The 14955-nt window shown below is 34.3% G+C and carries 15 protein-coding genes; 3 read left to right on the plus strand and 12 right to left on the minus strand.

Translation table 11 applies throughout. The annotated features are described in order from the left end of the window. Positions 1-71: 71 nt before the first annotated feature. The 9 genes from ACJROP_RS00845 to ACJROP_RS00885 all read right to left on the minus strand — a co-directional run bounded on the left by ACJROP_RS00845 (position 72) and on the right by ACJROP_RS00885 (position 10318). Positions 72-983, minus strand: coding sequence for a type IIL restriction-modification enzyme MmeI (locus ACJROP_RS00845; RefSeq protein WP_406533623.1), 912 nt, complete (start codon positions 981-983; stop codon positions 72-74). Next, positions 964-1464 carry a plasmid mobilization protein gene (locus ACJROP_RS00850; protein ID WP_406533624.1) on the minus strand — a complete coding sequence of 167 codons (501 nt, stop codon included), beginning with the start codon at positions 1462-1464 and terminating at the stop codon, positions 964-966. The genes ACJROP_RS00845 and ACJROP_RS00850 overlap by 20 nt, the downstream gene beginning before the upstream one ends. Positions 1465-1774: 310 nt before the next feature. Then, a complete protein-coding gene (locus tag ACJROP_RS00855; RefSeq protein WP_406533625.1) occupies positions 1775-1960 on the minus strand; it encodes a hypothetical protein in 186 nt (61 codons plus the stop codon). An 830-nt stretch (positions 1961-2790) separates the two neighbouring features. Then, complete coding sequence (locus ACJROP_RS00860; RefSeq protein ID WP_406533626.1) at positions 2791-3609, minus strand: hypothetical protein; 819 nt, start codon at positions 3607-3609, stop codon at positions 2791-2793. A 30-nt stretch (positions 3610-3639) separates the two neighbouring features. After that, positions 3640-5454 (minus strand): DnaB-like helicase C-terminal domain-containing protein, encoded by a 1815-nt coding sequence (locus ACJROP_RS00865; RefSeq protein WP_406533627.1) that lies wholly within the window; start codon positions 5452-5454, stop codon positions 3640-3642. A gap of 221 nt (positions 5455-5675) precedes the next feature. Further along, the gene (locus ACJROP_RS00870; protein WP_406533628.1) at positions 5676-7124 is read right to left on the minus strand and encodes a hypothetical protein; all 1449 of its coding nucleotides are present in this window, start codon (positions 7122-7124) and stop codon (positions 5676-5678) included. Positions 7125-7137: 13 nt separating this feature from the next. Beyond that, entirely contained in the window at positions 7138-7335 is a 198-nt protein-coding gene (locus ACJROP_RS00875) for a helix-turn-helix domain-containing protein (protein ID WP_406533629.1), read from the minus strand. A 290-nt stretch (positions 7336-7625) separates the two neighbouring features. Then, positions 7626-9998 carry a hypothetical protein gene (locus ACJROP_RS00880; protein ID WP_406533630.1) on the minus strand — a complete coding sequence of 791 codons (2373 nt, stop codon included), beginning with the start codon at positions 9996-9998 and terminating at the stop codon, positions 7626-7628. Further along, positions 9986-10318 carry a hypothetical protein gene (locus ACJROP_RS00885; protein WP_406533631.1) on the minus strand — a complete coding sequence of 111 codons (333 nt, stop codon included), beginning with the start codon at positions 10316-10318 and terminating at the stop codon, positions 9986-9988. The genes ACJROP_RS00880 and ACJROP_RS00885 overlap by 13 nt, the downstream gene beginning before the upstream one ends. Before the next feature lie 422 nt (positions 10319-10740). Here ACJROP_RS00885 and ACJROP_RS00890 point away from each other — a divergent pair, with 422 nt between their 5' ends. Together ACJROP_RS00890 and ACJROP_RS00895 are read left to right on the plus strand one after the other, a co-directional pair. Then, the gene (locus ACJROP_RS00890) at positions 10741-10956 is read left to right on the plus strand and encodes a hypothetical protein (RefSeq protein WP_406533632.1); all 216 of its coding nucleotides are present in this window, start codon (positions 10741-10743) and stop codon (positions 10954-10956) included. A 635-nt stretch (positions 10957-11591) separates the two neighbouring features. Further along, positions 11592-11816, plus strand: a complete 225-nt coding sequence (locus ACJROP_RS00895; protein WP_406533633.1) for a helix-turn-helix domain-containing protein — start codon at positions 11592-11594, stop codon at positions 11814-11816. 45 nt (positions 11817-11861) lie between these two features. Here ACJROP_RS00895 and ACJROP_RS00900 read toward each other — a convergent pair whose 3' ends face one another. Continuing rightward, entirely contained in the window at positions 11862-11984 is a 123-nt protein-coding gene (locus ACJROP_RS00900; protein ID WP_406533634.1) for a hypothetical protein, read from the minus strand. Positions 11985-12258: 274 nt separating this feature from the next. Between ACJROP_RS00900 and ACJROP_RS00905 the strand changes: the two genes are divergently transcribed. Continuing rightward, positions 12259-12846, plus strand: coding sequence for a hypothetical protein (locus ACJROP_RS00905; RefSeq protein WP_406533635.1), 588 nt, complete (start codon positions 12259-12261; stop codon positions 12844-12846). Here ACJROP_RS00905 and ACJROP_RS00910 read toward each other — a convergent pair. Both ACJROP_RS00910 and ACJROP_RS00915 read right to left on the minus strand, forming a co-directional pair. Further along, a complete protein-coding gene (locus ACJROP_RS00910; protein WP_406533636.1) occupies positions 12836-14476 on the minus strand; it encodes an Eco57I restriction-modification methylase domain-containing protein in 1641 nt (546 codons plus the stop codon). The genes ACJROP_RS00905 and ACJROP_RS00910 overlap by 11 nt on opposite strands. Before the next feature lie 129 nt (positions 14477-14605). Continuing rightward, a complete protein-coding gene (locus tag ACJROP_RS00915) occupies positions 14606-14728 on the minus strand; it encodes a hypothetical protein (RefSeq protein WP_406533637.1) in 123 nt (40 codons plus the stop codon). Between the last annotated feature and the right edge of the window lie 227 nt (positions 14729-14955).

The raw sequence follows: 14955 nt of genomic DNA on the forward strand, positions 1-14955 counted from the left end.
ATTAGCGGTTAAATATTGTATTTTTACCATGAAAATGTGATAAATATACAACCTGTTCATAATTTGTTTACTCATTCAAAAACCCTGCACCCATTTACACCTATAATACGCTGAATGCAGAGAAAAATACCTATATACGTCTGTACCAGAAGGCACAATAAACCGCCGTTGACATACGAGAAAGCCAACAATTCATCATCAAAATACTTGTCCCTGTCTTTTTCTTCGGTATCAAGTATCTTGAAAAGCTGTATCAACTTTTCTCTGAACTCATTAGCCGAAAATTTCTTCATGTAATCATGGAATATCTGATGTTTTCCGAAAATGTCAGTGTCCTCCGCATACAAGCAAAATACAAGCCGTACACACAATTTATTAAGGCTTTTCTGTGAATTTACATCATCGGGATTATGATATTGCTTTCGGACGGCATTGTAAATCTTACCGACAAGCTCTCCAGCCTGCAAAGAGATTTCCATTTCACGCTTGATATTCTCATTTTCTGGGTTCACAAGGAACTGTAAACGGTTATATTCTTTCGGCAAGTCTTTCAAAAATAATTTTTCGGGTTCTCCGTTAGGATTTTCCATATCGTAGATGTGGAACTCCTTGAAGTTACAAGTCACTATCCATCTCGGTCTTTTGGAATACTTCATGTTATCAGAATATCGTTTAGCTTGCTGAAACGGTGTCAGACGGCTACCGTCCGACTGTTTGATTGGCTTTAATAAATCTTGATCCAAGCTCTTTTGTTCAATTACAGTGTGTGTTGTTTCGATATAGCCGTCAATGAAACTTGTATTATCCAACTTCACTTGATTTTCAAAGCTTATGTACTGCTCGGGATTTTCTACACCGTACACATCACGCAAGAGAGATAACCAAAACGGTTGGCTCTCCCCTTTCTCGTAGCCTTTGCCTTGCCAGTAGTCTGCAAAAGCCTTTGCTTTTTTCTTAATGCTGTCATTCATCGGTGTCACCATTTTCTATTTTCTTATAAATCTTATCTAACCTTTCGTCAACATGGTAGGATGCTTGATCGAAATTCATTTCAAATTTTGATATTCTTCTTTCCATGCCTGACATTCTCTTTTCAACCATCAGCAATATTTCTTTAAGATTATCATTCGTCACTTCTTCATTGTTGCCCAAAGCCTTTATAATTTTCTCCATATCTCCTTGAACTTCTCTCAGCAATCTTTTCAATTCATAAATCTGTTGAGTGTTCACATACTTCTGTGAATTGGCAACGTGAGCAATCTGATTGATGTTTACACCAATTCTCGTAATCTCTAAAAACAATTCGGGAATATTTTCCGCAACAGTTATCTTTTTGTTCTCTCCTGCTCTAATGAGATACTGCGACAGTGACATCTTGGCTTGTTCCGCTCTCTTTTCTAATTCTTCTTTTTCTTTCGGTGATACTCTCAAAGTAATTCGCTGACTTTTGTTTTCTTCGCTCATAACATCATCTCCATTTTTTAGATAATACAATTCTACATCAAATCTTCCCAAAAGTGAAGTAGAAAAAAACAGACCTCCGTAGGAGGTCGCAAGCAGAGATTTTGTACACCCATTGGGTGTACAAATCGGCTTGGCGGTGAAGTTTCCCCACACCCTCATTTTACATTGTGTAAAATATAAATCGCTGTCGCTTACCGTTTCAGAATTTACGATTTTTCAAAATCGTAAATTCTGAAAAAATCAGTCGGGCAACTTTAAAAAATTTTCCCGACTTAAAATTTATGAACTGTTATTTCTGTGAAGTCCCGTCTTACCGATAGAAAAAATTTGCATTACCGCTTATGTCATCTGTTTCAAAATCTTCTGTGAAGATCTGTTCTTCTTCAACGGTTTCTTTGAGTTCTTCTGTTTCATCATCTTCCAAAGTTTCAATTTCATTTGAGGAGGTGTCGGACAGATTTTTATATTCATCATTCGTGATAGCTTCGGCTGTCAAGATTTTTCAAAAATCTTCTTATAGGTTCTCGGAAAAAAATTTTTGTGGAATTTGATTTCTCCATGAATAGCTTTTCTTCAAAAATTATTTTTTCGCAAGAGAGAGGAAATCATAAATTGAAAAAAGTTCATGTTGTACTTTTTCAAAATCTGCGATTTTCTAAAATCTTAAAATTTGAAATGGTGAGCAACAGCGATTTATATTTTATACAATGTAAAATATGGGGTGTGGGGAGATTTCACCAACAAGCGATTTTGTGCGTACAACGTGCGGACAAAATCTGTGCTTGCGACCTCCTACGGAGATCTGTTTTTTTGTTCTCTGCATTCTGTGCACTTAAAGTTGAAATTGAAAAAAATTTTTTGGGCGTGCTATAAAATTTTTCGATTTATAATCTTGGTTACCTTGCGGAAAATAGTTTTTTGACTATAAATGAGCAAATTTGAAAGTTGCACAAAAAACATCTATGCGGCTGTCGCCGCATTTAACCTCTCCGTCACGCCTGCGGCGTGCCACCTCCCCTGAAATCAGGGGAGGCAAGCCGACTTTTTGCCTTGCGGTCAGTTTATGACTTACGGCAGGCACCCTTACCTCTCCTTCGTAAGGAGAGGGGAACCGCCGCCGCAGGCTGTGGTGGAGAGGTCGGGGACTTGCGAATATTGTGCAGTTTCACGAAGAATTAGGAATTTGCTCATTTATAGTTTTTGAAAAACTTCAAAGCAAGGTCAGAAAAAAATTTACGATTAACAAAAAAATCAAAAATGGTTTTAGAAAACTTTCCTAAAAGGTACACTGCCCAATGTCAGACACTGGACAGTGCTTGCGTATCTCTATTCCACTGCTTCGGCTTTGGTCTGCACTTGTGCTATTATGTTTGCCAACTGTACCGAATGCTGTTGTTGAAGTTCGGCAATCTTCTGTTGATATATAGCTGTGGTCTGATTAACTGCCATCTGTATTCTCGTCTGTTGCTCTGCCGTCATGGTCTGCAATTTAAGATTGTACTCAGCTATTATATTTTCTTTTTCTTGACTAACCATGTCTAATTTCGTTTGTAATTCTTTCGTCATTGCCTTGTATGTATCTGACTGTTCCGCTCTTGCGGTTAAATCGTCAACTGTTGCTTTCAGTTCTTCCAACTTGCTGGCAGTTAATGTCGCTATTTGCTCTGCTTGGGCTTTGCCCTCTATGGCTCTCTGCTCATTTGCTTTGGCTGTGCTTAATGTTGCCTGTATCGCCGTTATGTCGGCTTTTAATTGCCTGATTGTATCGTTTGCAACGGTCTGTAATGTTACACTCTCTGCCTTGATACTCTCGTTTTCTGTCTGCAACTTGGCTATTGTCTTTTGATAGCTTTTCAACAGCATTTCATATTCGGCTTTTATGCGTTCTTCGGCATTGGCGGACAGCTCTAATGCCGATATGTAAGCTTTTACAATACCGTCCGCTCTTGCTGTAAAGTCATCTATCAATGCTACCTGTCCCGTCAATACCTGCTTTGCCTGTTGCAACTCATACGCATTCAACAATGCATTCAAACCCTCATTTGTACCACCTGCAGTTTCAGTTATTGCCTTAAATCTTGCGAATACCTCGTCTGTTGCTCTGATTGACCTTGTTTTGTTCATACTCTGCTGAACATTTTCCATAAAAAACACCTCATCTTTTAATTACATATCCTAAAACGGTAAATCTTCGGGTGATCCACCTATGTCAATTTTTATAACTTCATCTTTGGAAACAGCCCATGAATACAACTTGTTGTTATTTGGTGACTGTTTGGTGCTGATACGTCTTGAAAGTTCGTCAAAATCGGTCGAAATGTGGTTACTGTTATCTTCCAATGCCAATTTTCCAAACAGCCTGTTCTTTGCGACTTGTAATATACCCTCGCTGTCGCTACCGTTTTTTCGTGATAATCGCAACACAACATCGGCACGGTTGGTTATATCTGCACTACCGCTGACATTATCCGATACATCTCTGCCTTGCATTTTGCGTTCATGGACGATTAAAATTATTGTACATTGGGCTTCAGTAGCAATTTTTTTCAATTTTGTTGCGATTTTGCCCTGATTGTTATAAATATTATCATCATAGCTTGCAAAACACATTAAATTATCAATCAAACACATTTTTATTTGTTTTCGATAGATGATTTTTTCAATCACCGTTAATAAATCCTCGTTTTCATCAAGCTGTGTATCGTCCACTATATATAGACTGTCTTCATACCATTCTTCGATTTTTGTTCTCGTATCGTCCAAAATAACAGGCATTATCTGACCTGTGGCAGTTTGCATTGGTGTCAAATACGCTGTGCCTGCTGACTGCACATCTATCCAATTTTTCACAAGGTAATTAGGCAATTCTCCCGAAAATATCAGTGATTTTACGTCTTGGTCTACCGCTTCAAGTATAAATTGCGAACCTAACGTAGATTTGCCCTCTCCTCTTTTGCCCGAAAGAACCACTAATTGTCCCTCATAAAAACCTCCGATAATACGGTCTAATTCGGCTATGCCCGTTGAAATATGCGGTAAATCCGATATATTAATCCTTTTGACATCTCGCATTGACAGACAATGTTCTACCTCCTGCATCTTGGCTTGTTTGACCGCCGTTACAATTTTATCTTTGCCGTACGTTTGCAGTATTTCATTAGCATCTTTACAGCCGTGATAATCTTCTTTCCTCACGACTTTTATTATGTGTTGCTTTAATTGCTCCGACATTTCGTTTGCAAGCGTGATTGTACCGTTTTCGTTATCGCCAAAAACAACAATTTCTTTAAACTTGCCTAAAAATCCCCAACAAGTGTTAATCCATTCAAAATTGTTTTTCCCCATTGGAACGGATACAGCATTTTCTATCCCTGCCACTGTCAATGATAAGCTGTCAATTTGTCCCTCCGTGATGACAAGGGTATCATTCTCATAATTTACGTTTTGTATACCGAACAAGATAGGCTTTGTATCTTTGGAAGTCCATTCTTTACTGCCATAACCGCCTTTTTGATACTGTGTATTACGGTACTTTACCATTGTTAAATTTCCGTTCCAATCGTAAAACGGAAAGACAAGTATATTTTGATTGTCTGTTCGAGTAGTTATCCCATACTGCCTTGTTATCGCTTCGGGTATTCCTCTGCCGTTAAGATAGGCTATTGCATTATCTCTAACCGTTATATCAGATATTTTTCTCTGTGATAGCTTGGTATATGTCTTTTGGGGTTTTCTTTTCGTGCTAAACTCAACGGGTAGCCCTACTTCTTTTGCCAGTGTGTAAAAACTGCCTTGCTTACCGCATGATGATCTCATGCACTTAAACATTCCTGTACTTCTGTTTACCGCAAATGTATATTTGTCTTGATGTTCACCGCCGTGACAGATAGGGCAATATGTAAATTCAACTTCATCTCCCTTATTTCTGATCTTTGCATTTGTAAATTTTATTAACCTGTCAATTTCGCTTTCCGTAAATAAATAGCTCAATTTTTCATATCCTTTCTTTTGCTTTTTTATGAGATTTTCGGGTCTTCTCCGTTCATACTATTTATGACGCAAAAATCGTATTAGACGATTTTTTGCGTCTATTAATAGTATTAATAGTATTAGCGTAAAACACCCCTAAAAAACCTCGATAAAAAGCGGACTTTTTTGGGGGCTTGCGACTTGATGGGTATAGGTTTGCGACTTGATGGGTATAGGTAGCTTTATTTTGGCTTGTTTTTGAGTGGTTCTAACGCCTTACTTTTTTGATTTTCATGTTCTAATCGGGCTGTCTGGTCTGGGTAATCTTTCCATTTGATTTTGACTAATAATTCTTTAAAAACATTAAAATCAATGTTTTTTAATTCTTCGGGGGTGAGTTCCTGTCCATTGCTACGAGGCTTGCAATAACACCAATCAAATGCTTCGTGCAATGCGTTCATGTCACGCTCAAACGGTTTGATTATGCGTTCTGCTGTATTGCGGTTAAGTCCGTTGACTTCTTCAAGCGTGGGGATATGCTGTGTTGAATCAAGTAATGTTTGCACGGCTATAATATCAGCATTGCTCTTGTTATAGTTCATGTTCTTATGGGTTGCAATTTTGATAAGCAAATCACAACTTGATGGGTTGTAGTGGGTATTCAGTCGCCAAAATATACGAGGTATATTCATAACCGTCGTAAATTCGTATGATTTTAGCTGTTTCATCATATCTTTGGTAAAATTAAAACGTATCCTGTCTTTTTTGTTTTGATTAGTCCAATTCCAACCGCCGATTATATTAAAATCGCCTATGTGTTTTTCTTTTCGTTTTTTTCCTCTGCCTGTGGTGATAGTATATTGCAGGGTCATCTGTGTTAGTAGTGTCATATCGCCTGCTAATTGTTCTCTCGCTTTTTGCGTGTTTTGCACACCTTTTTCACTGAAATAGCTGTCTATATCAAATTCAAACTCATCTGTGTCACTTGTTAGATTGTTGTATGCAGCTATCATCAGCAACCAGTATAAGACCTGCTTTGTCTGTGCTGTTAATTTTTTTAGATTACTACTGTTGGGTATCATACACTTATAGTCGGTACCGCTTGTGATAGTCAGTCCCTTATAATTTGACTTCGCATTTTTGACACTTGTCGGGAATTGACTAGTTACCTTGCCTTGTTTTACTTTTCGATAACTAGGGTTTACAAGATTATCATTCGGAAGAACTTCTGATCTTCTCTTTCTGCGTGGACTTCTGTAAAATTGTGTTGCTTTTTCTTCGATAAGTGGTTGCAGTTCGGTCGAGGAAAAGCCATTATAAACAAGTGCGTTAAGTTGAGGTATAAGTACGATCCACAGAAATTGACAGAACCCGTCAAAGTTTTTTTTTATTTTCCTGTGTGAATTAGCCTGCTGATAATCTAAAAAATCTTCTTTGGTAATGTAAGATAACGTTTCTTGGGCATCTGCGAGAACTGCCATCTTGTCGCCGTTGAAAGATTGTGAATACCGCTCTGTCGCATAATAATTAAGTACGTCTAATTTCTCAGATACTTCGTCATAAATGCCTTTTATTTCTTTTTCGGCTTCGTCTGTGCGTAATTGGTTTGTCAGTGTTCTTAACTTGTTAATCTGTCGCAAGTCCTTTATTTCATCATCTGTCAAAAAACTTTCGCTTTTGTTGATTATCATTTCGTCACCTGCTTTAAACGTCCGTATCCTGTTTTGGTTGTGGTGTTACCAATTGTCTTAATGTGTCCTCGTTGATGTAATGTGCTCTTTTAATACGGATGGTCTGTAGTGTGCCACTTCTTATCCAATTTCGAATAGTGGCTTTATTAACTTTGAACATATCTGCAACTTCTCCCACATCATATAACTTAATGCCAGCTATATTAAGCATAATCTCACCTCGTTTTATTTGCACTGTATATAGTCTAACATATATTAATTGCATTGTCAATCTTAAACTTTTGTATTGTTTGGTCTTGAATTGAAATAATTACATCGTAATTTGTAGTAATAAATCAAAAATAAGAAAGATGTATGCATGAAAATATTTTTATAATACCTGTTTTATTGGTTTTGGTGATTTTTTAGTATTTTTCGTGCTACCTACTTTGAATAGCCTAAGTAAGTAATTTGAGGGGCAAATTTAAACACTACCACCTAACGGTGGTAGTGTTTAAACTTTCATTGATATGAATGCCAATCAATACCCTTTTTATTTTCACACTCGTAAAAGTTTTCATCTGCCAATTTATAGTCTGAATCACATTGTATTTCACTAATATTACTATTGGAAATAAGTGTAACATTAGCATTGCCTTTTATTTTTATTTTCTCATTATTGGGAAACAAGCATCCATAGATTCCTATTGATGCTTTACATTCGTTAATAGAAATGTTTTGAAAATTGCAGTTTCTGAATATTACCCTTACTCTTCTGTTAAAGATATTTTTAGCAAATTCCAGGTTTGCAATTCTGCAGTTATCGAATAAAATAATTATATCAGAACATACATCAATAAATTTACAGTTAATAATTTTTGAATCTTGAAATACAATGTTATCTAATATTTTAGGTGAGAAATTTACACTATTAAATTCACATAAGTCAAATTTTGTATTGCCTTTGAATTTTGTATCACAAAAATTGCTTTCGAAAAATTTGCATTGATAAAAAACGCAATTTGTCATTTCAGATTTATTAAAATCAAAATATTTTAAGTTTAACCTTCTGAAATAAGCGTCAATAATAATGCAGTCACTAAAATATCTTTCGATTAAATATCTATGATGATTTAAATCCAAACTATGTTGTCCATTAAGTTCCATTGCTTTTGCGACTTGATTTAAGAGATAAAAATGTTTAAAAAAATGGTTACTATCTATGTTTTTATAACTTTTTTGATTAAATTTTATAAATATTACCATTAGTATTATTTGAGCCATTATTCCTTTTATTGATGGGACATTTTCATTAGTTTCTTTTTGATAATAGTTTTCCTTTGAATAATAATTTTTCATGTAGTTCAGTATTTTGCTGATATTTTTTATAATGTTATTCCTTTTTGTGTCGTTTGAAATTACTACACTGTTAATTCTTTCTATCAAAAAATCCATAGCTAAAGGATTTGGAAAAAACTGATCAAGAGAATTTATTATTGGTTCACAAACCTTGTTGTTAATCTCATTTTGTTTTAACAAGGGAGCAAGTATATCAAAAACATATTCAGCCGCTAAATAGCACATAGTATTTTCATCAGAAAATGAGAAAAATTTTCCTTCATCTGTTTCGCATACTTTAAAAAAATAACAATTTAAAAAATCAGCATTTATATTATCTTTATCTTCGTAGTAACCTTTAAATTGGGTAATGTTATTATATATTTTTTCCGTTTCATATGATAGTTTTGATAATTCAATATAGAATGAATATTTAATATTTTCAGAAAAAAACTCTTCTATATTACTATAATTCAAATAATGTGATGTTTTATTTATCATAGAAATAGCCAGTAATTTTAGTAAATTATGATATTCAAACTCATGGTCTTTTATTCGTGGGTGATTACTACACTCCTGAGAAAATTTTCCTTTTATAGTTTTTGTAATAAAGGAATTATAAATATCCGAAATAGTATTTGGTAAATTAAAATTATGATTATAATAATAATCACCAATCACATATGCAAACAGAGGAATTTTGCATGTGTCTAACATATGTTTGTAGTGTTCTTTTATGTATTGTGTTTTTAAACTCTTTTCATACTCATCTGTTGAATTTAAGTTAAAAAATAAATTATTAAGAAGCTTATTATCTAAATTTTTCATTTTTACATATAAGAATTCTGCTATTTCGAGAATGTCGAAAATTTCTTCGTGAAAAATATCTTCTATTTTTTTTGCATTGTTTTGTTGTTGAATCTTAATATAAACTCGGCTATTTATTACAAAATAGATGCTCCTGTTGCTTTTTATGCATATGAATATACTATCGAGCAATTCTTTTATTGAATTTCCGTAGTTTAATTCGTCTATAGAATCTATAAAAATAATCAATCTTTGGGTTTTCTTCTTTGCTAACATGTTTATAAAAATGTCGGATAATAATTTAAAATCAGAAACAACTCGTATTAGTTCTTGAGCTCTAAAAAAAACGGTACTATCGCCCTTATTGATACATTGCAGTTGCAGTGCTTTGGATAACATAGTCTTACCTTGACCATAATTGCCAGTTATCAATAAAATATTACAATCATATAAAATATCTAAACAAGTACTGATATTATCTCTACGGTCTTTACTAATTGAAGAATCTCCATAATAGGACAGCATTATATCATAATTACCATCTTCATGAGCGTTTTCTATTGTTCTCTTCGAATCAAACAAATAAAAATGGAAATTATTTGTAGTTTTATCTCTTTTAATCAAATCATCAGTTTTATGATTAATCTGGTCACTAATGCTTAGTTCACAGTAATTCAAATCTCCTACGTTAATATTTTCTCCCGATATAATATGTCCGATATGATGATGAATATCGTTCATTTTTTCCATATTTTTATATCCCCTATTTTTATATTTTCTCCATCAACTGTATGTCCAACATCACATACATCATCACTGCAGTTTGATGAATGTATTTCTATATTACCTAATTCATTTCCTTTGCCTTTAGCATCATGACCAATTGAAAATGTTTCTTTGCTGTTTTTATTTATTTTAGAGTTAACGATAAACGTAACAGTGCTCGTAATCAATGCGACAATTATTGATGCAATGCCACCAGTCAAATTAGAATTTAAAAATAATATAACTGAAAAAACAACCAATAAAGCGATAAATATAATTAATAGTACCACATAAACAGTTTTCATTAATATCATCCTTTTTAATAAATTCTTATCGTCTGAATAATAATGTTATTTTGTAACCGTCAACCCCAAAAAGGCTAAAAACAAAATAGAAGCAGAACTTTCCTCATTGGATTTCTTGTGTACTGTATGCCTATTTATTGACGGCATTAAGCTAAATAGTAACAATCCTATATAACGAGTCTCATACTCTTATTTGATTTTACATTTTTTTTCATTTTCTGTCAATCAGAAATTTAGGACAAATACATGAACGTACAACTTGCGTAAAAAATGCTTTAATTGGTGGCAATCATATGAAATATATGGTCCATCTAATTTAATATATAAACACAGCACCCGAAATCTTTGCTTTTCGGGTGCTGTTTGGTATAGTTTCGGATATGTTTATTTTGATACAAGTATCCATTATGATATTTTTTATAATGTCATTCAAATGCTTTAAATTATCATACAATGAATTCAGAAAGGTTGCAAAAGAACATCGTATCCCGTTTGAATTTTCCGCCGATCCGTTCTATTCTGAAAGCAATATACGCTATTTTAATAAGGTCATTGACGGTATAGAAAATGCAACAAGACCGCTTACAGAGCATGATTCAATAGTGATAGCTACCGTAAAAGGACATTATGACTATTAAGAATAGCCGTAGAACGCTTATATTTGCGTTCTACGCCATTTTTTTATGGCGAGGGAGTAAAATTATATTCCTAACCACGTTTGATGGGCATACACGGGCTTCTACGGGCTTATACAAGCTTGTTTAAAGCAGACTTTTAAACGTGTCTGCAAATTGGTGGAACAATATTCTTTATTGGAGATATAAACGGAGTAAAAACACAACTGAATGTGTATTCCACTGTATGGTTGATTTTAGGGGTATTTCGGTGGGTTAGGCTTATGGGTATAAATTATACTCCTAACCCTCTTTCCCGTGCAATCTGGGGCATTTTAGAGGGGTTCTGAGCGATTTTAAAAGCACATTTCCACAGTATCTGAAAAAATCATTCCTTTTCTTGCAAGAGTTGCACCATTTTATCAGAATTTACTAAAATAAGGAAAGTAGAACAGAAAATGTACCCTTTAACATTTTTTCGATAAAGGGAATGTAAAATAGGAGCTATATTTGCGTAATAATATGAATAAGAAAAACCTCTATAATCATTTCTAATGAATCACAGAGGTTTTTCTTATCTTTGCTGAACAGCCACTTATTGTCTGTCGACTTATTGTGTTCGATATTGTATTTTTTTTGATAAAATGGGGGAGTAAATCATGGATATTGTTAAAGTATTTGGCACAAATCTGAAAAAGTATCGTACACAGAAAGGTCTATCGCAAGAAAAGTTTGCCGAGAAGTGCGGTTTGCACAGGACTTATATCAGTGATGTAGAATGTTTCAGGAGAAGCATCTCTCTTGAAAACATTCAGCGTATTGCTGATGCTTTGGATATTGAAACCTATAAACTGTTTGTTGAGAATAATGAAAGTAGGGATTAATATGATCGACTATCAAAGAAATATCTCAGAAAGCGGACTGACTATCTATGAAATAATAGATCCGAATAATGAAACATTGTACATTCCTACGGCACATCTCCAGGAAATAATTAAAGCTGACATGGTTGGACTATCTTTACAAGGTTTGCCGTTAAGAACTCGTTCCAAGATAGTAAAGCAAAAAATCTGTGAATGCTTAGGTTATCCTATACCTAAGAATTTTAAGAAAACCCAGCCACGCTTTTACGGGCAGAACTTTGATGTCTACACTCAAAAATCGCTCAATGTACAAATTTGGAACGAAGAAATAACTCCTGATCGACGCTACGTTTTCCTTGAGGTTAATGAAGACGATATTGTCACAAATGTCCGAGTTATTAACGGTGACGAACTTGCCTACTACGATAACACAGGAAAGCTTACAACAAAGTATCAGGCAACAATGCATCATTTTAATCGAAGTAATCTGTTTGCATTAGAAGATACTGGCAATCTTACAGACGTTATCTGTAAGTACAATCCAGATTTAAGACAATTCAATCCGAATGACTTTCCAAATCCAGATAGCCTTTTACCTATTTCAGTATTGTATGACAGATTGATTACACTCGAAGGACGTGAATTCAATTATATATCAGCAACTCAGGAAAGAAATAGAGGTGCAGTTATCCATGGTGCTGTATGTGCAGCACTTGGTTACTCAATCTATGAAGATGATGGAAGATATCCTGATTTAAGAAATCAGTTGCTTGAGATAAAGCTGCAAACATCTCCTACGATTGACTTAGGATTGCATTCTCCCGACGATGGTTGTTGCATTTTCAGTTGTTATGGAAAATCCTATTTTAGCGAAGATGTACGGTATGCTATATTCGACGGACTTGTTAGTAAAGATCGTGGCACAGTTACCATTGACAAAGTATATATTACTAATGGTCTACATTTCACAAATGACTTTCCGCTGTTCCAAGGCAAAAAACAGAACGCAAAAATACAGCTTCCACTACCATCTGATTTCTTTAAGAAGTAACTGTGAACATTCTGTCTACCAAAGAATTGAGAATATTTATTCTTCGGGATTCTTCCTCATAGGAGAGTCCCGATATTATTTGCTTAACAACACCTATAGCTTTCTGTGCATAAGGGTTATCCAAAGAAGGAATAGGAAAATCCTCAACATATTGTGTCATAAATCTACGTTTACCTGAATAGAGCTTGGTATGGAATTTAGTATCGTAGTACTTTTCGATGAATCGACTGTTTACAACGGCAAGTGTAAGATATACCATATCTTCGCTCACATCAGGGTTTATCTCTATCCAGTAACAATCTCCATTAACAACAGCACCGCTTTCATCTAACCAAAACTGAGGTGTTTCAGAAATATCTCTGAACACTATTTTTCTTGATTTCCAGCTGTCGGGATTCTGAGGAACCCATATCTCATACCAATTTCTATGAGCTTTCTGCACATAACTGCGTGCAGACAATTGATCATAATGCTGACATAAGTATTTCTTAGCATAAGGGTATTTTTCAATATCATAAGCAACCTTTTTACCATTAGCTATTGTATGAGTATAAAGAACTTGCCACATATCAGATTTTTGAGGAATAATTTTGCCGGCGTTTCGATGAGTGATTAAAGGTCTTAATAATTCAATTTTTTCCAATTCACCAGACCATTGATTTCCTATGAAAACATTATCTGCTGTGGTTTTAATACCAACTCTGATTTTACCGATTTCGGATAAACGATGTTCAGTTTGAGCCTCAACAGATATAAGCCATTGTTTTGACTCATCAGACGATATGGTCCATAGTGCTTTATCTTCTATGCTACTTAGTGAACCCTGCTTGAACACAAAGCACCTTCCGTCTGAAAGACAGAAGACACCATTATCATTTATCCTATCAAAAATAGTTGTAATACGTTCAAATTCATCATCATTTGTCTGATATATTGATGTGAATCTTACATCAGCAGGATCAGTTGTTGTTCCTTGAGAAAAAACGACGATACAAGGAAGAACGGATGCATTGAATAGCTTGGTATCCCCAAAATCAACGATACGTTTGATCTGGTAGTTTTCCACCATAAAGTCTCGAACAGTTGCTCCCGATTTTATGGTAAAGAATTTATTAGAAGTAATATATCCTGCAATGCCATCAGTTTTTAGAAATGATTTTGTGTATAATAAGAATGCATAGTATATATCAATACGTCCACTTAATGAATATCTATTTGAAAGTTCCTGAGCTTTATCAGTTCCAAGAATTTGGGTTCTTATGTATGGGGGATTTGCAATAATATAGTCATATTGCATTGCTGGTTCTACTGAAAGAAAATCCTGAATTATTATTTCAATCTTATCATTAGGGAATTTTTTGCCTAATAATTTATAGGTTGTTTCGGCAACATTCTCATCGGTTTCGTATCCAACTAATATAAGTTTTTTGTTAGGGAAACGTTTCTTTAATATGCTGCCAATAGATAACAGTAACTCTCCTTTGCCGACAGCAGGATCTAAAACACAAATCTCATCATAATGAATATCAGAATGATATGATATAAGCTCATTTGAAAGGAAATCAGCCATATCTTCAGGAGTGAAAATCATTCCATTTGACTTTTCCTTTGTTTCGTTTTTATATCTCATAATTTCTCCTTTGGGGGTAAATAACATAAGGCAGCACCTGTTGGCTCTGCCTTATAACATCTTAATTATTCAGACGGTTTATACGAATTAACAAATTCAAAGATGTTGTCAATTTCGCCTAATAATTTATCAGTTGTTTCTTTTTCTTGAATACTCTACGGTCATCATTATCAATAGCATCATAAAGACACCTCTAACATAAGTTGAGTTATCCCTTTTATTATATCGGATTTCGACAGTTCTGTCAATCACATTATCACCCATTTACAGGGTTTTTGAACGAGTTAAATTTCTATGAACAAGTTTTTAATAAATCGAATAAATACCAATGATATTTCCATATTAGAATAATAATAAAAAATATACAGTAAATTTTAATGCTTTTTGAGAATATTAGCGGTTAAATATTGTATTTTTACCATGAAAATGTGATAAATATACAACCTGTTCATAATTTGTTTACTCATTCAAAAACCCTG

Origin of the sequence: Methanobrevibacter sp., from assembly GCF_045220775.1 — an archaeon.
Taxonomy (GTDB): domain Archaea; phylum Methanobacteriota; class Methanobacteria; order Methanobacteriales; family Methanobacteriaceae; genus Methanocatella.